We start from the raw sequence: 20,914 nt of genomic DNA on the forward strand, positions 1-20,914 counted from the left end.
ACCAAAACACGAATAATGAAGATTGTGGTCCTTGTGTGAAGAACTTGGCCTATCCCAGGACTTAGTTTTTCACATACGTAAATTCCCGGCTTTTCCGTACATAAAGAATGATGGTCATCATAACAACGAATTCTGCAAGTGGTACAGACAGCCATACGCCATGGACGCCGAAAAACACCGGCAAAATAAGGATGAAAATCATCATAAATATAATTTCCCTGGCTGCAGTGATCCAGGTGGCCATCCTTATTTGCGCAATGGATTGAAAATAACTCATCATTACAAAGTTGATCCCCATAAAGAGATAGACAATAAAGAACAGGCGAATACCGGTGACAGCCATATCCACCACTTCCTGCTCGAAATCACCGAAAATGGCAACAATTTGTGTGGCACCAAACTGGCCAATCAGAAAAGCGGCAACCCCTGCAATGATGGCAGTCCCTACGGCCAACTTCATAGTCTGCCTGATTTTGTCTTTCGCTTTAGCTCCATGGAAATAACTTATAAGCGGCTGTACGGCTGCACCCATTCCAAGAAACAGCATAAGCATTACCGTATGAACATAATTCAGCACCGAAAAGGCGGCAACACCGACAGTGCCGGCAATCCGTACCAACGTCACATTGTAGGCAACAGTAAATACGGAAATCCCGATTTCAGATAAAAAGCTGGGAAACCCAACGGATATTGTTTGCTTAAACAATGGCTGACGGAAGCGGACAGGTACCAGCCGTAAATGATTCTTTTTCCTAAAAAAATGTGCAAACATGACGACTACTCCAATAAAAGCAGCAAGGATGGTACCAAATGCTACTGCAGCTACCCCCAATTCCAATACATATAAAATATAATAATTAATAGCTACATTGGAAACAGCGGTAACAACCAGACTTACCATCGCCAAAGTGGGATTTTGATCGTTTCGTATAAAGGTGCTTAATACGTTTTCTGCCGTCAGGACAAGTCCAAACAGCAGCATGACCCGTAAGTAGTCATTGGCAAAAGGAAATGTTTCCTCATTGGCTCCCAGCATATAGGTCAGAGGCTCATGAAAAGCCAAGGCTGTCAGTGCAATAATCACAGTAAAAACAATAATTAAGATGGTGGAATGCGTAAAAATAAACTGTGCCCGTTTCACATTCCTTGCTCCCATGGCCTGGGAAAACAGGGTGGCGCCTCCCATACCAATCCACAACGACGTGGCAACGAGAATGGTATAGACGGGAGAAGCAATCCCAACCCCCGCCAAAGCAGTTGCCCCGAGCCGATTGCCGACCATGACACCGTCTATGACGATATTCAGCGCCATAATCATCATGCCGATCAGGGACGGTATTAAATACTTCATAAAAATACGGCCGACCGGCTCTGTTTGTAAAAAGTTTGATTGGTTCGTTGTCATAACATTTTTTCTCCTTCTGATTTTAGGGGAATCCCCTCCCGTGTCGACCCAATCCCCTCCGTTCGTGTGAGCCGACCGCTTTTCAACACTCCGTAAGAGAAATTATAACAGGCTTAAAACGCAAAAGCACCTGGACTTTAATAAAATTAATCTTATGACGATTTTCAGTCGTAAAAGGGACATGATATGATAAAATCATATGATTCTATTTTTCTGCAAGGAGCTGAAAAAATGACCATCTTAACGAATGATTGGGCACCAATCATGGAGAAAGAGTTTTATAAGGATTATTACATACAGCTGCGTGAGTTTTTAAAGCAGGAATATAGTAAATACACCGTTTATCCGGATATGTATGATATTTTCAATGCGCTTCATTATACAAGTTATGAAAATACGAAAGTTGTCATTCTTGGTCAGGATCCTTATCATGGTCCGAATCAGGCACAAGGTCTAAGCTTTTCCGTGCAGCCGGAAGTCAGCATACCGCCTTCATTGAAGAATATATATAAAGAGCTGCAGGATGACCTTGGTATTCCGATACCGAATCACGGTTCCTTGGTCAATTGGGCAAAACAGGGAGTCCTTTTACTGAATACAGTGCTGACTGTAAGGAGAAAACAACCGAATTCCCATAAAGGTAAGGGTTGGGAGCAATTCACAAATGAAGTTATCAGGCAGGTAAACGCAAAAAAAGACCCGGTAGTTTTCATCCTTTGGGGCAAGCATGCACAGTCAAAAGAAGAATTGATCACAGCGAAGCATCACCTCATTATTAAGTCACCGCATCCCAGTCCATTTTCAGCCAACAGAGGATTTTTTGGCAGTAAGCCATTTTCAAGGACGAATGAATTTTTGGAAGAAGGAGGGCGCTCTCTGATTGACTGGCGGGTTTAAAGGGAGATGCAAGTTAAAAAACAAGACGGTATTTTATTTGTGGAAATGTTATTTTTAGGAAAAGAAGGGAAAACTACTTGTGTCAAAATTAAGGAATGACATAAGGAGTGAACAGAAATGAAGGCATGGTATATTGCGCTGCTTGGAGCGTTCATTGTGTTAGCAGGCTGCGGCACGGAAGACAACGGCACAACGAACGAGGACACTGGTACCAATCCACAGGAAGAAGAGGTTGAAGAAAATGAACAGCAAGATGGGCTTCCCGAAGACGAAGATACGGGTGGGGGAGTAACGAATCAGGAGTCGGAAAACCAAAACGGAGAAGGTGACAATGGTACATTAAATGGTGAAACAGCGTATGAGCGTGGTTTAAAAGAATTCGAACTGGAAGTTGATTTTCAGGATAATAATAAATGGGAATATGAATACGAGGTAAATGATTCTGTCGAGGCAGAGATTGAAAAAAGTGACGGTATGGATCAAGAAGGAACAGAGGACGTCGTGGAGGAAATAGAAAATATTTTGCAAAATGTAGTCATTGACGATTCAAGAAGTCAGGATGAAATGATAGGTGACATTTTGAATTTGCTTGAAATTTCCCGTGATGAACTGGAAGAATTTGAGTTGGAAATTGATTATGAAGACGGAACCAAAATTCAGTTTGAGCAAAATTTTTAATAAATACAGCGCTTTATCCCATAATAAGTCAGTTTGGTAGGGGTGAAGCGCTGTTCTGGATTCTGTTTGTAAAGCAGGCATAAAATGTTAATGAAAAGGTAAGGTTTTATGTAGAAGGGAATGTTGTTGAAGTGTACATTAGTAATCGATATGGCTCCTGTTCAAACAGGGGAGTCTATTGATGTACAATAAGAAGGTTCCTTCCTCAAATTCAGTCATGCTTTAGGTAATAAAGTATCCCTTTCCTATGTTATAATAGGCAATAACTATAAAATGGAATCTTATGCAGGTACATCCTATGCTTGAGTAGCAATAATAAGGTTTGGTAAGACTCCAATATTAAAATAAGCAGTAAATGATGTAAATATAACTAAAAGGATTGGTGTTACTATGACAGAGAACCTGCAGCTATCTATCTTGGATATTGTAACCATGTACAATGGAGAATCAGCTCGGACTTCACTTCAGAACTCGGTTGAACTGGTGCAGTTGGCTGATCGTCTTGGCTATACGAGGTATTGGTTTGCTGAACATCATAACCAGAAGAATCTGATGAGCACTTCTCCGGATATTATGAGTGCCCATACCGCCGCTTTATCAAAAAATATTCGGATTGGTACTGGAGGGACCATGCTGCCAAATCACAGCTCCCTGAAAGTGGCGGAGAACTTTTCCTTTTTGGAAGCATTGTATCCCGGCCGCATTGATTTGGGGATTGGAAGGGCACCCGGGACAGATGTCCTTACTGCCTCTGCATTAAGAAGGAATAGTGAGGAGTCATTTTCGGAACAGCTGGGGGATCTTCTCTCTTTCTTTAAACGTGATTTTTCGGATGAGCATCCATATCGCTCAATCATTGCTTCTCCGGATGAAAGCCTGGTGCCGGATATATACATGCTTGGATCCAGTGAGGGAGGCATGAAATACGCTACCAAACATGGGCTGGGGTTTGTATTCGCAAGACATATTTCTCCTGAACTTGCCATTCCGGTGTTGCGGGAGTACCGAGAGAACTTTACACCTTCTTCCTTTTTATCTGCGCCGAAAAGTATCATGTCTGTCATTGTTGTTGCGGCAGAAACGGATGAAGAAGCGCAATACCTTGCAGGTCCCGCTGAGCTGCAATGGGTAAGGTGGACGACGGGCGAACTTCATTTACCGCCGCCAACTCTGGAAGAGGCGAGCAATTATGAGTACAGTGCAGCAGAAGAAGCGGTAAGGGAAGAAAATAAAGGTAAATTTGTAATAGGCAGTGCGGACACTGTAGCAGAGCGTTTAAGAGAGCTTGCGGAAGAAGCCATGGTCGATGAGATTATGATTGTGGATATGCTGACTGAAAAAAGTGCACGTCACCGGTCATACGAACTATTGGCAGAGGCATTTCAGCTTCATTCAAATTAAACAGGAAAAGCACCCATTTTGAGCTGTTTTCAAAATGGGTGTTTGTGTTTTTGAGATGTTATAAAAGCTAAAAGGTTCCGGGTATATGGAAGAAACTCACGCTTTAATAATGCCTTATGTCGCTCACTAAATGGAAAAGAGATACCTTTTATTAAATAGGTATCCCTTTATTTCTAAAGTAACAATATAAGATTTAAATCATTTTATTTTTGTTTGCACATTGTGCTTTTTAACCGCGGTACATGTTCCACTTCAAGTTCTCTAACTTAAGCAACGCAAGCCCTAACCTGCTCTTGCGTCCTTGCAACCCCTTAGTTGCGCCAGTGTGAATAAGCATCTGCAAAAACATTGCGTAGAATGCCAGAATCACTTATTTGTTACTCAATCTCTATATACTCTCATATATTGGAATAGTTGTCAAATATCCCGAATAACACAGGTGATCAGTCTATCCGCTTTATTGACTTGAATCACTATGGTGTCTATACTTTGGGTATATTGTTTTACCAGCTGGAGAATGTAAAGTTTCAGCAATCTTTTTCACTGTGGGGTAGGGACCGTAGTCTCAGAAGAGCATGAAGAGAAGCTGAAATTTTTACATGCTCATCATTAGAAAAAATGGGCTCATTCACTGAAATACGGGTGAATACGAGTTTATTTCAGGAGGAGAGTGTACTGCATGAAAGGAAAGATCATAGTTTTTTCCGGGTTTAGCGGCGTAGGAAAAAATACAATCATCAATGAATTGAAAAATAAATATCCCTCCCTGTTATATATTCCTTCTATGACGACCAGGGAAATGCGGATTGGGGAAACGGAAGGCTCCCCATATTTTTTTGTGGACAGGGATGAATTTAAAAGGCGCATTGCGAATAATTATTTTATTGAGTATGAGGAAGTACATGGAAACTGGTACGGCACACCGAAGGACAAGTATTATGAAGCAATAGAAAATGGGCTGACTGTCGTAAAAGATATTGATGTCAACGGGGCGGTGGCGATGAAGGAGGAGTTTGGGGAACATACCGTACTTGTATATATCGAACCTCCGAGTATCGATGAATTAAAACACCGCTTGTTAAACCGTGGAGATAATTCGGATGACATTATCCGAAGATTGAAAAGAGTGGACTATGAATTATCAAAGAAACCTTTATTTGATGAAGTCGTAGTAAATGATGACCTTGAAAAAGCTGTAATTAAATGTGAAGAGGTTTTATTGAGATATGCGAAAGGGATCGGTTCTTCCTGATTAAAAAGTCGTATAAATAAAGGGTGGAATTATGGGAGAGACGGCGATAAAATTATTAGACCTTACAAAATCATACAGAAAACATACTGCTGTGAAACAAGTTTCGCTTGAAGTGAAAAAAGGGGAATTGTTTGGTTTTCTTGGACCAAATGGTGCCGGAAAAACAACGACGATTAAAATGATGACAGGTTTACTGCAGCCGACAGAAGGGACAGCTGAAATTACAGGTATCGATATTTGGAAAGATCCGCTGGAGGCGAAAAAGAACATTGCCTATGTGCCGGATCAGCCAAATCTTTATCCAAAACTGACCGGGTGGGACTATCTGGAGTTTATTGCTTCGGTTTTTCGCATTCCCGGTAAGCAGTTTAGAGTAAAGGCGATGGAATTGCTTGATACATTTAGTTTAACGCATGATGCGCATGATTTAATTGAAAGTTATTCCCACGGGATGAAGCAGAAGATAGCAATATGCGGCGCTCTTGTTTCCGAGCCAAATGTACTTTTCCTGGATGAACCGACTGTCGGCCTGGATCCGAAGAGTGCACGCAGTCTGAAGAACCTATTGCGGGAGCAATGTGACAACGGGATGACTGTATTTATGTCTACACACATATTGGAAATTGCCGAGCAAATGTGTGATCGGATTGGCATTATTTTTTCCGGGGATATTATTGCACTTGGAACGATGGAGGAATTGAAAGAAGAAGGCGGAAGTGCAGATCGAAGCCTGGAAGATATCTTTCTGAAATTGACGGGCGGGGAAAATGAGCAGGATATTATTAGGGGCATGGCCAAAAATGGTGATGCACATTGATGAAGGCTCTCTTGAAAAATCAGTGGAAAATATTTTGGAATACAGCAAGGACGCAGCCCAAGGTGAATTATATAAGCTATCTTGTGCTTTTTATTGTTTTTCTCATCTTGCTGAATTGGCTGATTCGGGGAATATGGTTCATGGTGGATGCGATTACGGAACCTGTGCTGGCAGGCCTTTTGTCTTATTCTTTTTTAATGATGATCGGTTTTATCATTTTGCTCGGCTTGCCGCAAGTGTTTAAGCAATTGTATGCAGGGACGGATCTACAATTGCTGTTTACGATGCCAATCCCTGCCAATTACATATTTTGGATAAAATATATACAAAGCTTTGTTGGGGTGCCGCTCATTCTGTTTATACTTTATTTGGTACCGCTCTATGTTTACGGCCTGTTCGCGGGTGTACATCTATTGTATTATCCTGTAGTGCTGTTTATATTACTGTTTGTCATTGTCATTGGATTATCGATAGCTTATTTATTAAACCTGATTTTGGTGCAAATCATTCCAGCATCAAGGGCAAATGAATTTATGTCAGTTATGAGCGTGATGGCGGGAATGCTGGTGTATGTCATCTTTCTGTTTCCGGGGAGATGGAATGACCAACCGCTGCCTGAAGTAATCCTGTCCGGATTGCCTGTATTTCCCGAATGGGTTCCTCTCGCCTGGGCAAGTAATGCGATTACGGCAGCTGGTGCAGGATCTGCCGGCTTTTTTGCTCCTTTTCTGATGGTGCTTGTTCTGTCTGTTGTTTTAATTATTATTACATCGATGCTTGTGGACAGGGGGTTCAGGACCGGTTGGGTGAAGCTGAGTGAAGGAAGCGGGAAGAAGCGGAAAAAAAGCAAGCCAAAAAAGGCCGTCGCGAGACTGAATTCACCTGTTATTGCCGTTGGGAAGAAAGAATGGTTTGCCTTAAAACGGGATATGCGGGAATGGCTATCCTTTATTCCTATTTTTATTTTTATGTTTGTATTTGTGTTCTCGGCATTTTTTACTGGAGATGGAAATGTTAACGATATGCGTGGTTTTCCTGATATCTCCTGGCCCATCGCGCAAGTTATTTTATTATTTGTGTATGCCATGACCAACGCCCAATTTGCAAGCTTTTCCATTGCGCGGGAGGCAAAATCCACGTGGGTTTTGGAAGTATTGCCGTTATCAGGAAAAGAGATTGTTTTTGGCAAGCTGTGGATCAGTTGGCTTGTTCCGTTTGTTCTTTTAACCGTAATTGAAATTGCTGCAGGCCTTTTTCTTGGGTGGTCTGCTCAGCAGCTGCTTGGCGGCATTATTATGAAAGCGATACTTTCTGTGGGCTTAAGCGGGATTGGCATGTGGTTTGGCGCAATTGGAGCAAAGTATAACCCGGAAAATCCGCAGAACCGTTTGCGGTTTGCCCCGGCATTGCTTATGATGGTGGCTTCCTTTGTTTATTTTTTCGTTGCATTAATACCGTTTGTTCTTTTATTAATTCCTGCAGAAGCGTCACAGTTTTTCGAGAATGTCGGCAATATGCGCGGGTTTATTGGAACTGTGGCAAGTCTTGTTTATACATTGCTATTGTGGAAGGAAGTAAGTGTGGTGACGGTATTAATTACAGGTTTCCTTTTAATGTTAATTGTTTCTTTTGGTATTTGCTGTTTGTTTGCAGTGCTGAGTGCACATAGGATAGAAAAAGGTATTGATATCGAAATGATGCAGGGTGCTGCGGCAAAACCTTTGTTTGGTAAGGGGTCCGGCAGTTTGTAAGTATATAAAAATCCTTATTATCCAGCATTTTTTCTGCTGGGAATAATAAGGATTTTTGTAATGGATATTATATGAATGATCTCAAATAAAAAAGCCTTCACTTGCATGATTGCTGAAGGTCAGGGAAAATGGTATACTTAAAAAGTAAACTGTATATAAAATTTTTAAATATAATTATCCATCTTAATTATACCATCGATATAATCTGCAGTCAACAAAATATCAATAAATTTTTAAAAAACGGGGTGGAAGGCAATGGGTGATGAAAAGTTAAACCGTGCGGAGGAACAGCAAAGAATCAACGAGGTTATTCGTGAGATTGGTAAAAAAGAAGAGGAAATCTACGGCAGAACTGTTGGTGTCAAAGAAAGTGTCATTGAACTCCGTAAAACGTTCTGGGAAGATGTAACCGTTAATCTGGATGAGCCCGATGATGTCATAGAAACACATACGAGTATGAAGCAGCAGGCAGAACTGCTTTCGGAAAGGGAAAGGACACATGGGCAATTTGCGAAAGAACTGCAAACATTGAAACGTTTAAAGGATTCTCCTTATTTCGGCCGTGTTGATTTTAGAGAAGTGGACGAAAAAGAAGCGGAGCCAATTTATATAGGCATCTCCTCGCTTATGGATCGTAAAGAAGAAGCATTTTTAATTTATGATTGGCGTGCTCCCATCAGCAGTATCTATTATGATTTTCCCCCCGGTGAAGCGTGGTACGATACGGTGGAAGGTACGATTGAAGGGGAGATGACGTTAAAGAGGCAATTTATTATCAGGCAAGGCCAGCTTAAAGGCATGTTTGACACTGGTGTTACGATAGGAGATCGTCTGCTTCAGGAGGCGCTTGGGAACAATGCCAGTACGACGATGAAAAGTATTGTGGCAACGATTCAGGCGGAACAGAATAAAATTATCCGTAATGAGCGGAGTCGGCTTTTGATTGTTCAGGGTGCGGCGGGGAGCGGAAAGACGTCTGCCGCCCTGCAGCGTATCGCCTACTTACTGTACCGGTACAGGGGGGAATTGAATGATGAAAATATGGTGCTTTTTTCCCCGAATCCCTTATTTTCAAGTTATGTTGCGAATGTGCTTCCGGAATTAGGGGAGGAAAATATTAAACAAATTACCTTTATGGATTTTCTGGGAGAAAGTATTGGCAGCGAACTTACCATGGAATCCCCGTTTGAGCAGATGGAATATGTGCTGACGGAGGAGGGGAGTAATAAATATAGCCATCGGATGAAGAACGTTGATTTTAAATCGGGCATGGAATTTAAACAGATGATTGAGGAATTTGTTTCTTATTTAAAGTACGAAGGTATTCGCTTTAAAAACATTACTTTCCAAAACCGGGTGCTGATCTCCGGGGAGGAACAGTATAATTATTTTTACCATCTGGAGGAAGATTTGGAGATACCCAATAAAATGGAGCTCCTTTCCGGTTGGCTGCTTAAGCAGCTGCAAAAAAAGATGATGGAGGAAAAGTACGAGGACTGGGTCATGGAGAAAGTGGAACTGCTGGATAAGGAAGCTTATTTAAAAGCGTATTACCGGACGCAGGACCAGGATGATGTGAATGACGTGGAAACAGAGGAAGACTTTTTAAGAAACGCCGTCGTAAAAAGTGTATACGCAAAAATAAAAAAGCGCATTAAGGAATTTCAATTTGTGAATGTGGTGGCAACGTATCGGACCATGTTCACTTCATGGAACCCCGCAAACCCTCCGGCAGATTGGAAGGAGATTTGTGCTTTTACGGCTTCTCATTTATCACGAAAGCACCTGATGTGGGAAGACGCTGCACCGTATGCCTATTTTAAAGGTCGGTTGATCGGGCATCAGGCGGACCGGGCTGTTCGGCAATTGGTCATTGATGAAGCGCAGGACTACTCGGCGTTTCAATTTGCATATATTAAAGAAATTTTTCCATATACGCGCATGACACTGCTTGGAGATGTGAACCAGGGAATCTATGCCTATGCAACAAAGGAAAATCCGCTCATACCATCCGATGTCGTGGATCATCAAGAACGGATCACCCTGGCAAAGAGTTACCGTTCAACAAAGCAGATCGTGGAATTTACAAAGAATTTTGCTCCGGGTGAGGAGCCGATTGATCCCTTTGACCGGGAAGGAGAGAAGCCAAGACTTACACAGATAGGGAGGGCGCAGCTTGCTGAAGTTCTGCTGGAAAAGGCGGGCGCTCTTCGGGAACAAGGATATGAAAGTATAGCGATTATTTGTAAAACGAAGCAGGAAAGCAATAGGGTGTATGAATGGCTGAAAGAGAAAACAGCTGTAAAAAAAGTGGATGAAGAAACATTTGAATTTGAAAAAGGCCTGCTGATTCTGCCGGTATATCTGGCGAAAGGAATTGAATTTGACGCTGTAATTATACCGGATGCTTCAGTACAAAGCTATGACAAGGAGACGGACAGAACGCTTTTCTATACCGCTTGCACAAGAGCCATGCACGCATTGGAGATGCTGACTGCCGGTGAACCATGCAGATTCATTAAAGAGGCATCGGAGGATCAATGGGACGGAGGAACAGATCCACTGTCCCAAATGTAGGGGGCGAGGAATCTACTCCTCTGTTCCCATTCGCTAATTATTATTAAGCTGCTGCGATATTTCTTTTTCAGCAATTTCTTCATTGGCGGATTCCAATTTTTTATGTTCATCAACAGAATCGCCTGCTTGTGCATCCTCTTCCTGGAATGGATGGTTAAATTCCAGTCCGTGGGTGACACTTATTCTGCCGCCCTGGTTTCCTTTGGTGGGAAGAGGAAAGCTATTTTTTGTTTTTGGTTCATTTTTTTCACCTCATCTTAGATTTTGCATGGCAGGTCTATCTTATTCCTATAGACATAACTGGAAAAGTAGGCGGATTCAAGGTGAAGTTGTCGCCATTGACACAACACTTTTGCAGTAGGGGTTTATCATCTTATGAGAAGGTATCAAATTCCAGTCAGTTTTATCAGCGTGATAAGGACAATATTGACGTTTGAAAACATATTAGCTCGTTAACTTAATAAAAGTCTGGCTCCTTCAAACATAATAAGAAACTGCAGAATTTACCTTATAAGGTATAATCTGCAGTTTTATGACTTTTAAAATACAATGTTCAACAAATTGTTATAGGAACGCCATCCAATTGTCAAGAGCATCTCCACTATAAGTGATATATATCATTTATACTATGGGTATAGTGAAAAACTGGCCGGACAGCGGATTGTGTTCTTGTCCCTATTAAACAGGAACAAGGGACTTGTTCCCCCTGTCCCACATGAGAGGAGTTAGGCTATTGCTGGAGATGGATCCGGTTTTGATGAGCAGATTGTTGACTGGGCTGACGCTTGGGTTTCATATTATTTTTGCGACGTTGGGCGTTGGTGTGCCTTTGATGATTTGTATAGCAGAATTTATTGGTATTAGAAGGAATGACCCGCACTATCTCTTGCTGGCAAGAAGGTGGGCGCGCGGGTTTGTTATAACGGTTGCCATTGGTGTGGTAACAGGGACAGCCATTGGTTTGCAGCTGTCATTGTTATGGCCCAATTTTATGCAAATTGCCGGACATGTCATTAGTTTGCCTTTGTTTATGGAAGTATTTGCTTTCTTTTTTGAAGCGATATTTCTGGGGATTTATTTATATACGTGGGATCGATTTAAAAACCCATACGTACATTGGGCGCTTTCCATCCCTGTTGTGATAGGCGGTGCTTTATCAGCGTTCTTTATTACAACCGTAAACGGATTTATGAATACACCGGAAGGATTCTCGCTCGGTGGTGGAGAAGTTGCGGCAATCAATCCGATTGAAGCGATGTTTAACCCTGCAACACCTACGAAAGTATTCCATGTATTGACTTCTTCTTACGTGACGGTTGCAGCAATTCTTGCGGCCATTGCGGCATTTCAACTATTACGAAAGAGGAGGAATAAATCGTCTGCTTACCATAAGAAGGCGTTAAAGCTGACAGTGGCGGTTATGTTTGTCTTTTCATTGCTGACAGCCCTGGCTGGTGATGTTTCAGCGAAATTCCTGGCAGAACATCAGCCGGAAAAACTGGCAGCTGCAGAATGGCATTTTGAAACGGAAGAAAATGCGGATTTGGTACTATTTGGCTGGCTGAATGAGGATAATGAACCGGTGGGTGCCCTTAGATTTCCAGGATTTTTAAGCTTTTTGGCCCATGGGGACTTTAACAGTGAAGTCATTGGTCTGGAAGAATTTCCGAAAGAAGAAACCCCACCGTTATTGGTGCATTATTTGTTTGACTTTATGGTAGTAATTGGGATGTATCTTGTTGCTGTATCATTCGTTTATTTACTCTTTACGAGAGTGAAACGGATTAATGAACATGGCAGGTGGATGCTCATATTACTTGGGATGAGCGGTCCGCTTGCGATGCTGGCGGTTGAACTTGGTTGGTTTTATGCGGAATTGGGAAGGCAGCCGTGGATCATGCGGGGTGTTATGACGGTGGAAGAAGCTGCAACATCTTCACCGTATGTCGGATTAATGTTCTTCCTGTTCCTTGCTCTATATGCAGTATTGGGCACAATTTGTGTGGTCGTCCTGCGCAAGCTGTTCCGCAATAACCCTGCCGAGGAAGAACTGGAGAAAAAATACCCCACGGTAGAAACGGAGGATAAATCATGGGCTACGAAATAATTGGCATTACGGTACTATGGTTATTCCTCTACGGTTATTTAATAGTAGCTTCTGTGGATTTTGGTGCCGGCTTTTTTGCCTATTATGCAAAGGTTACGAAGAAGGACCATATTATTAATCAATTAATATCCAGATATCTATCACCGGTGTGGGAAGTGACGAACGTATTTTTCGTTTTCTTCTTTGTAGGTATTGTCGGCTTTTTCCCTGATTCTGCCTATTACTATGGGACAGCATTGCTTGTTCCCGGGAGTATTGCGATTATATTACTGGCAATACGTGGTTCATTTTACGCATTTGAAAACTATGGGTCTAAACAAAGTAATGTATATATGTTCTTGTACGGGGCGACCGGACTGTTAATTCCGGCTTCCCTGTCCACAGCACTTACGATGTCCGAGGGTGGATTTATTGTAGAGGAAAATGGGCAGGTTTCACTTCAATATATGGAATTGCTGACGAGCCCGTATTCCTGGAGTGTTGTATTTTTGGCTATTGTTTCCGTGCTGTTTATCAGTGCCAGCTTCCTAACCTATTATGCAGCAAGGGCCAAAGACACGGAGGCATTAAAACTAGTCCGTAAATACGCACTGTTTTGGGGAACCCCGACGATTGTAATGGCGTTAACGACGTTTATTGCTTTAGGTCAGCACAATGAAAGACATTATGAGAATATGATTGATTTATGGTGGATGTTTGGATTATCGGTTGGGTTTTTTATGATAGCCATGTGGTTATTATATGAAGGGAAACGCTATGGACTTGCATTCATCAGCGTGATGCTGCAATTCTTTTTTGCCTTCTTCGGTTACGGTATTAGTCACTTGCCTTATATACTGGACCCTTATATTAGTATTTACGAACATGCAACCCATGAATCGATGGGCATTGCGCTAATCATTGCTTTTATTGCCGGTTTGTTCCTGCTCATCCCTTCGATCATACTGCTGATGAAACTGTTCCTGTTTGATGCGGATTATGTGAAAGGGAAAAAATAGGGGAAAGGAGTACGTTCGATGAGTTATGTAAAACAAACATTAAAACAGCAGAAAAAAAGCCTCGTCTCTCTGGTATTGCTGGCCGGGATGACAGCAGTAGTGATCGTAGCTCAGGCGTACTTCCTTGTATCTGTCATTGATGGCGTATTTTTGCAGGGGGAATCGTTTGGTACGCTTCTCCCTCTCCTGGCAGGACTGCTTGTTGTGCTTCTTATCAGGGCGATAAGCAGTTATGGTATTGGAGTCACGGGTGTGTCGATGGGTGTGGATGCAAAAAAGGATTTTCGCAATGCACTTTTAAAAAAGCTTTCCGAAAATCCGATTCAGGCTTCCTTTGACTCCCAATCGGGAAAAAAGACAAGCCTCTTGATGGACGCGGTGGATGAAGTGGATAGTTATTTCAGTGCATATATCCCTCAGATGATCCGCTCACTTATCATCCCGCTTGTACTTCTGATCGTCATTTTCACCCAGCATGCCAATACCGGGTTTATCATATTAATTACTGCCCCGTTTATCCCCTTGTTTATGGTTATTATCGGAATGCAAACAAAGAAAAAATCAGAGGAACAGCTGGAAAAGCTCTCTGCATTTTCAGGACAATTTTTGGATGTGGTCCAGGGACTTGTAACATTGAAATTATTTGGACAGGCAAAAAAGAAAAAAGAGGCCATTAAAGAAAGCAGTCTGCAATTCCGGGATGCCACAATGGAAATTTTAAAAGTAGCTTTTGCTTCTTCGTTCATGCTTGAGTTAATCTCCATGCTTGCCATTGGCATCGTCGCCCTTGAAATTGCACTGCAGCTCATCGTTTTTGATGGCATTTCTTTTTTTACTGCTTTTTTTGTTCTGTTATTGGCGCCGGAATTTTACAGTTCATTTAAAGAACTCGGGGCCGCATTTCATAATGGACGGAGCAGTATGGGAGCAATGAGCAAGATTTCCGAGGAATTGGAAAAGGAAGACCAGCCGGTGGAATGGGGTCAGGAGAAGTTTATTTCTTCCCGGCCTCCAGAAATCGTACTGGAAAATATGACGTTTCAGTATGGGGAAGGGCAGTTTGGTTTATCAGAAATAAATGCTGTTCTCCCCCCTTATGCCAGCGTGGCGATTGTTGGCAAAAGCGGATCCGGAAAATCGACTTTACTCCATTTACTGGCGGGCTTGCTGCCGACAAAAGAAGGAAAAATTGTTGCAGATGGAAAAGAGTTATCCGAGTACATGGAGCAGGAATGGTTTGACCGGTTAAGTTATATATCACAAAACCCGTATTTGTTTTCCGGAACGATAGCGGAAAATATAGCCATTGGCAGAAATGGAGAAGTGACACGGAACGAAGTGGAAGAAGCAGCTGAAAAAGCAGGCTTAAAAGAGGTGATCGCCTCCCTTGATGATGGCTATGATACGACAGTCGGGGAAGCGGGCCGCGGTCTTTCCGGAGGGGAAAAACAGCGGTTGGCACTGGCAAGGGCTTTTATTAAAAGGCCATCCGTCATTCTATTTGATGAGCCAACGACAGGTCTCGACCTGCAAACAGAAAGGGTGCTGCAGGCTTCCATTAAAGAGTTATCCAAGGATGCTACTGTGATTACGGTGGCTCATCGTCTGCATACGATAAAAGATGCCGATCAAATACTTTTCCTGGAACATGGCAAACTTTTGGCCAAAGGTACCCATGAAGAACTTTATGAAACGGTTAATGAATACAGGGAAATGGTTTCCGTTCAAAAAGGAGGGACACCGCAATGAGAGAGCTCAAAGTGGTTACGAAACTGATGCTCAGGGAAAGAAGGGATATACTTCTATCCATCGTGCTCGGTGTGGTGGCGGGTTTTGCTGCTGTAGGGCTATTTTCCGCAAGCGGCTATTTGATTTCGAAGGCAGCCTTACAAACACCGCTGTATGCTTTGATTATAGTAATCTCCACCGTAAAGCTGCTCGGCTTTATTAGGGCTATTTCCCGGTATGCGGAAAGGTATTTTTCCCATCGTGCTACCTTTACCATTCTAAGTAATATTAGAGTATCTTTTTTTGAAAGGCTCGAGAGGGTTGTTCCGGGTGTTTTTCAAAAATATCAAAGTGGTGATCTGCTTTCCAGAGTGGTGGGGGATGTGGAACGGCTGCAGGATTACTTTTTGCGCGTGTTCTATCCTCCCATCGTTTTGGCTATCGTATTTTTGAGTACCATATTATTTACAATATTTGTTTCCGTTTATACGGCAATAGTATTATTGATCGGGCTCTTATTGACTGGATTTGTTTTTCCTGCCCTATTTACCATAAAACAAAGAAAGCTGGATAATCAGGTACGAACAGAAAGAGGAAGACTTTCTGCGGAAGTATCGGAATTTCTGTATGGATTTCGTGATTTGAAAATATATCAGAAATTGGAAGAAAAGAGAGAACAGCTTGCAGGAGCTTCAGAATCTTATTTGAACGGACAAAAAAAGGAAGGGAAAAGTCTGCAATGGAATGAAACCATTATTACGATGACAGGTTTTTTCATCACATGGGTTGTCGTTGCCATGGGAGTCTGGCTCGTTGCAGCAGGCCAATTGGAAGGGGTTTTCCTTGCCATGCTGGTGATGCTTTCTATTACAATATTTGAAGATACACCTGCAATGGCAGGTGTTCCTGTCTATTTGAATGAAACAAAACAAGCGATGAGCCGGCTTCTTTCTGTCAGTGAGGCGGAAGATGAAGAGAGAACCGGCGATCTGCATAAGTTACCAGATGATAAAGCAGTTTCCCTTGAAATGGAGAATGTCGATTTTACATTTCCGGGTGAATGGAGAAAAGCGTTGGATAATGTCACCCTTACTATTCCTGCAGGTTCCAAGACTGCTATCGTTGGTCCGAGCGGGTCGGGGAAATCAACCGTCTTTCAGCTTCTGCTGAATATGTATGAGGCGGAACAAGGTAAAATACGATGGAACGGCATGGAGCTGGCTGCTATAGAGCAGGAAAGTATTTGGCAGGCAGCCAATGTAGTCTTGCAGGAAAATCAATTCTTCTATGGAACGGTAAAGGAAAATCTGCAGCTGGGTGATGAATCGGCAACAGATGAAGAGATGGAAAAAGTGCTTGCCGATGTACGTCTTGAGCATTTTTCCCTGGATGAACCCGTTTATGAAAAGGGGGGGAACCTATCCGGCGGTGAAAGACAGCGTCTTGCTATGGCCCGCGCCATGTTGAAAGGAAAACGGCTGTGGCTGTTGGATGAACCGACATCCTCGGTGGATGCAGTAACAGAAAGTGCTATTTTCCAGCAGTTGTTTGCAAGTGGCAACGAAGATACAGTCATTTTGATCAGCCATAAATTAACCGGCTTGGAAAAAATGGATCAGATTATTGTCATGGAACAAGGCCGAGTGAAAGAATCAGGCACTTATTCGGAATTAATGGCCCAAAAAGGGTACTTTTATGAAATGCAGAAGCTGGAAAGTAACTTGTTATAAGTATGAGAAGGTCAGGAGAGTTTTCTTCTGACCTTTTTTAAATTACATTCAAATATTTAATTTATAAACTAATTTTTATTAATATATTTAAAATAACCATTGATATTATTGATATTATTAATTATACTGAAAATAATGAAAGGGGTTTATGATGACTTATTCAATGTTAAATACCTGCCCGGTTTGCAGCCACTCACTGCATGTGACGAAATTACAATGCACTCATTGTCATACGACGATTGAAAATAAATTTAAGCCTTCCGGATTTTCGTCTTTATCCAAGGAACAAATGGATTTTGTAGAAACCTTTATTGTTTCCAGGGGAAATATCAAGGAAGTGGAAAAAGAACTTGGCATTTCCTACCCGACGGTACGTGGGAGACTGAATGAGATTATAGAGATATTGCGGCCTGAAAAGAATAAAATGAAGAAAAAGAGAACAACCGCTTATACGAAAAATCAAGTGATCAGTATGCTGGAAAAAGGAGAAATCACTTCAAACGAAGCGATTAAATTACTAAAGGATGAGGAGAAAGGAGAAGGGAAATGAGTGAAGAAATCAAAAGGGTACTGAAAATGGTGGAGGATGGAAAAATGCAAAGCGGGGAGGCGGCGGAGTTAATAGAAGCATTAAGGGAAGTTCCGGATGCAGAAAGGAAAACATCTACCAAATCCTATTTGGATAAAATGCTGAAAATAAGAGTTTATTCAGACGAAAAAGATCAGGTGAATGTCAATGTACCTGTCCGGTTTGTCAGAACCATGCTTAAATTGGGGCAAGGCATTGCGGGAAACATACCTGCTGCTAAGGAATACGCCAGTGACATTGACATGGATGTAATCATTGAAGCGATTGATAATGAAATGGAAGGAAAAATTGTTGATATCCAGTCATCCTCAGGAGAAATAGTAGCTGTTTATATAGAATAAAATAGTGGGTGCAGTTTACCTGCCCCCACTTGCAGACCCGGTCACAAGGCTTTCGGTATGCTAATACTATTGAACTCTGCTGTGCGCTGTTATTCATGAATTCGCATTTCCCCAATGAAAGTGGATTATTGCTGAACATTACTTTAAAAGCTTCCTCTTTATATAAAGAGAGGGAAGTCCGACCAGTCAATAATTCGGTCATATGCCACATCTCTATTATAAGATTGATCTTTGACAAGGATATGCATGTTTTCATTTATTAGAGTTTCAAGCACAGCCGGTTTGTCATCCACATAGTAATCAAGCTTCAGATTTTTGATTATATGTATTTTTTCCTCATCCTTCATGCCATAATAGAAGCGGTCATCTCGGATAGGGAAGCCCCGTTCCTTCATCCATTCTTTAGTGCGTTCACCATGTTTTTCCGGTCTGGCTGTAATATAATAAATCTCATGTTTATCCGCGGCCAGTTTTTTCAAGGTTTCCACTGCTCCGGGAAATGGTGGACAGTCGGTATAATAGATTTCTTCCAGTGAACTTTCCCACATGTCTTTACCTTCTGCATCGGTCAAACCAAATGGTTCATGAATTTCCACCCTGTCCAATCCCTGAAAAACTTCAAGGGGAACCTGGTTGTTCAGTTTCTTTCTGTAAATGTAAAAAGCATGTTCCCTCAGGTTAATTAATGTATCGTCAATGTCAAAACCAAATCTCATTTTATATCCCCCGATTAATGATCGCTCGGGTACATCGGATATCCAATAAATTTAAAATCCGGCCCGATTTTCTCAACATTTGTGTCCTTCAGCTCAACTGCGTCTTTCATTAGCTTGATGCCGGTTCCTTCCAAAAAGGTAGGCGCATCTTTTCCGCCGATCAGTTTTGGGGCAAAATATAATACGACTTTATCAATGAGCTGATTTTCCAGAAATGATGCGTTTATATTGCCTCCGCCTTCAATCATTAAGGAGGAAATACTTTCTTTGCCTAATCTCTCCACCACTTCCGGAATATTTACGCTATCCGCAGAAGAGGTTTCGAACACCCTTACCCCTCTACCTTCCAGCTTTTTTCGTTTGTCCGAATCATGATTTTGGCTGGTGAAAATCCAAGTTTCCGCTTGTTTGTCGTTAACCAGCTGAAAGTCGAGCGGAATTTTCAAGGAAGAGTCAAGTACGACCCTGAGTGGATTTTTTCCATTGGGTATACGTGCGGTTAATGCAGGGTCGTCTTTTAAAACAGTGTTGATCCCAACAAGAATGGCCATATTTTCATGCCTCATTTTATGGACATCAAGCCTGGCCTCTTCTGAAGTAATCCATTTGCTGTTGAAAGTATGGCTGGCTACTTTGCCATCAAGCGTAATACCGGATTTTAACGTTATAAATGGCTTTTGTTCCACGATATATTTGTTGAACACTTCATTCATTTTCCGTGATTCTTCTTCCAGTACACCTGTAATTACTTCAATACCGGCATCCTGCAAAATTTTTACACCGTTTCCGGAAACTTTCGGGTTCGGATCGAGCGTCGCTATGACTGCTTTTTTAATGCCTGCCTGAACAATTGCCTCTGCACATGGGCCTGTTCGCCCGTGATGTGAGCAGGGCTCCAATGTGACATAAATAGTGCCGCCATGAGCAAGGTCCCCTGCCATCCTTAAGGCATGAATCTCTGCATGGGGCTCCCCGGCTTTTAAATGCGTTCCCACACCAACTATACGGTTCTCATTCACAATGACTGATCCAACGAGCGGATTCGGATCTGTCTGTCCTTTCATAGCCTTCGCATTTTTTAAAGCGAGCTCCATATAAAATGCATGACTAGTCATTTGGGCATGTCCTTTCTGATTCAATGTGACCGGATTTGCTAATCTTCGTCTCCAGATACTTTTTGTTGTACTCGGAAATATCACCCCAGAGCGGTGTCCTGCCTGCAACAGACATACCTGAATCCCTTAAGGCCTCCAGCTTATTCGGGTTATTTGTAATCAATGTAACAGGCTTTGTGCGCAGTGTTTTTAAAACCGTAATTGCATCATCATATTTTCGCAAATCATTTTCAAAGCCGAGACTTTCATTTGCTTCCACTGTATCGTATCCATTCTCCTGCAGCACATAAGCCATCGCTTTGCTGAACAGACCAATGCCTCTTCCTTCGTGGTTGGCCAGATAAAATAATGCCCCGGTTCCGTGTTCCTTGATTTTTTTCATGGATTCCTTCAGCTGGAACCCGCAATCACAGCGCTTGCTGCCAAAAATATCCCCTGTATGACAAATGGAGTGCAGTCTGATTAAGGCGTCGTCATCATTTGCAAAATCTCCGTACACAAGCACACTGGACTGCTGGTATTCGGCGAGGTTTGCTGAAGCAAGATTGTCAATAATTTTTTCGTAGTCCTCAGTTACTTCATCATAATTCAGCCAGCAATACCATTGAAATATGACTGTTTCCCCGTACAGGTTAACGGGCAATTGAATGGGCCCGACTAAATATATCGCACTTCCATTGTTTTTAATTAATTGGATTTTGTCTTTTAAAACGGAAAACACATGTGATTCAAGGTTGAGATGTCCCATTTTGTCGACTCCTTTCACTTCCGTCTTCTTAGTATATTGGAAAACGTGATTATCATCAATTTTT

At 42.1% G+C, this 20,914-nt stretch carries 17 protein-coding genes; 13 read left to right on the forward strand and 4 right to left on the reverse strand.

Features of this window, described 5'->3' with window-relative positions:
• Nucleotides 1-61 precede the first annotated feature (61 nt).
• Entirely contained in the window at nt 62-1,405 is a 1,344-nt protein-coding gene (locus tag ACZ42C_RS16555) for an MATE family efflux transporter (protein ID WP_461181580.1), read from the reverse strand.
• A gap of 231 nt (nt 1,406-1,636) precedes the next feature.
• Between ACZ42C_RS16555 and ACZ42C_RS16560 the strand changes: the two genes are divergently transcribed.
• From ACZ42C_RS16560 to ACZ42C_RS16620, 13 genes are all read left to right on the forward strand, one after another.
• Nucleotides 1,637-2,302, forward strand: coding sequence for a uracil-DNA glycosylase (locus tag ACZ42C_RS16560; protein WP_461181581.1), 666 nt, complete (start codon nt 1,637-1,639; stop codon nt 2,300-2,302).
• A 117-nt stretch (nt 2,303-2,419) separates the two neighbouring features.
• A complete protein-coding gene (locus ACZ42C_RS16565; RefSeq protein WP_461181582.1) occupies nt 2,420-2,980 on the forward strand; it encodes a YusW family protein in 561 nt (186 codons plus the stop codon).
• Between the two features lie 390 nt (nt 2,981-3,370).
• Nucleotides 3,371-4,381 carry an LLM class flavin-dependent oxidoreductase gene (locus ACZ42C_RS16570; RefSeq protein ID WP_461181583.1) on the forward strand — a complete coding sequence of 337 codons (1,011 nt, stop codon included), beginning with the start codon at nt 3,371-3,373 and terminating at the stop codon, nt 4,379-4,381.
• Between the two features lie 679 nt (nt 4,382-5,060).
• Entirely contained in the window at nt 5,061-5,633 is a 573-nt protein-coding gene (gmk, locus tag ACZ42C_RS16575) for a guanylate kinase (RefSeq protein ID WP_461181584.1), read from the forward strand.
• A gap of 31 nt (nt 5,634-5,664) precedes the next feature.
• On the forward strand, nt 5,665-6,450 hold the full coding sequence (locus ACZ42C_RS16580) for an ABC transporter ATP-binding protein (RefSeq protein ID WP_461181585.1): 786 nt from the start codon (nt 5,665-5,667) through the stop codon (nt 6,448-6,450).
• Nucleotides 6,451-6,512: 62 nt separating this feature from the next.
• Nucleotides 6,513-8,201, forward strand: coding sequence for a putative ABC transporter permease subunit (locus ACZ42C_RS16585; RefSeq protein WP_461181586.1), 1,689 nt, complete (start codon nt 6,513-6,515; stop codon nt 8,199-8,201).
• Between the two features lie 255 nt (nt 8,202-8,456).
• The gene (helD, locus tag ACZ42C_RS16590; protein WP_461181587.1) at nt 8,457-10,778 is read left to right on the forward strand and encodes an RNA polymerase recycling motor HelD; all 2,322 of its coding nucleotides are present in this window, start codon (nt 8,457-8,459) and stop codon (nt 10,776-10,778) included.
• Nucleotides 10,779-11,520: 742 nt separating this feature from the next.
• Nucleotides 11,521-12,885 (forward strand): cytochrome ubiquinol oxidase subunit I, encoded by a 1,365-nt coding sequence (locus ACZ42C_RS16595; RefSeq protein ID WP_461181613.1) that lies wholly within the window; start codon nt 11,521-11,523, stop codon nt 12,883-12,885.
• Entirely contained in the window at nt 12,870-13,883 is a 1,014-nt protein-coding gene (locus ACZ42C_RS16600; RefSeq protein WP_461181588.1) for a cytochrome d ubiquinol oxidase subunit II, read from the forward strand. Before ACZ42C_RS16595 ends, ACZ42C_RS16600 begins: the two co-directional genes overlap by 16 nt.
• Nucleotides 13,884-13,901: 18 nt before the next feature.
• Nucleotides 13,902-15,632 carry a thiol reductant ABC exporter subunit CydD gene (gene cydD, locus ACZ42C_RS16605; RefSeq protein ID WP_461181589.1) on the forward strand — a complete coding sequence of 577 codons (1,731 nt, stop codon included), beginning with the start codon at nt 13,902-13,904 and terminating at the stop codon, nt 15,630-15,632.
• Nucleotides 15,629-17,341, forward strand: coding sequence for a thiol reductant ABC exporter subunit CydC (gene cydC / locus ACZ42C_RS16610; RefSeq protein ID WP_461181590.1), 1,713 nt, complete (start codon nt 15,629-15,631; stop codon nt 17,339-17,341). Before cydD ends, cydC begins: the two co-directional genes overlap by 4 nt.
• A 151-nt stretch (nt 17,342-17,492) precedes the next feature.
• A complete protein-coding gene (locus ACZ42C_RS16615; RefSeq protein ID WP_461181591.1) occupies nt 17,493-17,891 on the forward strand; it encodes a DUF2089 domain-containing protein in 399 nt (132 codons plus the stop codon).
• On the forward strand, nt 17,888-18,271 hold the full coding sequence (locus ACZ42C_RS16620; protein ID WP_461181592.1) for an SHOCT-like domain-containing protein: 384 nt from the start codon (nt 17,888-17,890) through the stop codon (nt 18,269-18,271). The genes ACZ42C_RS16615 and ACZ42C_RS16620 overlap by 4 nt, the downstream gene beginning before the upstream one ends.
• 158 nt (nt 18,272-18,429) lie before the next feature.
• Here the strand turns inward: ACZ42C_RS16620 and ACZ42C_RS16625 are convergent, their stop codons facing one another.
• Genes ACZ42C_RS16625 through ACZ42C_RS16635 form a run of 3 tightly spaced genes read right to left on the reverse strand, consistent with a single transcriptional unit; the run spans nt 18,430 to nt 20,850 of the window.
• On the reverse strand, nt 18,430-18,987 hold the full coding sequence (locus tag ACZ42C_RS16625) for a 5' nucleotidase, NT5C type (RefSeq protein ID WP_461181593.1): 558 nt from the start codon (nt 18,985-18,987) through the stop codon (nt 18,430-18,432).
• Between the two features lie 14 nt (nt 18,988-19,001).
• Nucleotides 19,002-20,102: a bifunctional diaminohydroxyphosphoribosylaminopyrimidine deaminase/5-amino-6-(5-phosphoribosylamino)uracil reductase RibD gene (gene ribD, locus ACZ42C_RS16630; RefSeq protein ID WP_461181594.1), complete on the reverse strand. Its 1,101-nt coding sequence runs from the start codon at nt 20,100-20,102 to the stop codon at nt 19,002-19,004.
• The gene (locus ACZ42C_RS16635; protein WP_461181595.1) at nt 20,095-20,850 is read right to left on the reverse strand and encodes a GTP cyclohydrolase II; all 756 of its coding nucleotides are present in this window, start codon (nt 20,848-20,850) and stop codon (nt 20,095-20,097) included. The genes ribD and ACZ42C_RS16635 overlap by 8 nt, the downstream gene beginning before the upstream one ends.
• Between the last annotated feature and the right edge of the window lie 64 nt (nt 20,851-20,914).

It is taken from the genome of Virgibacillus kimchii (assembly GCF_055379185.1).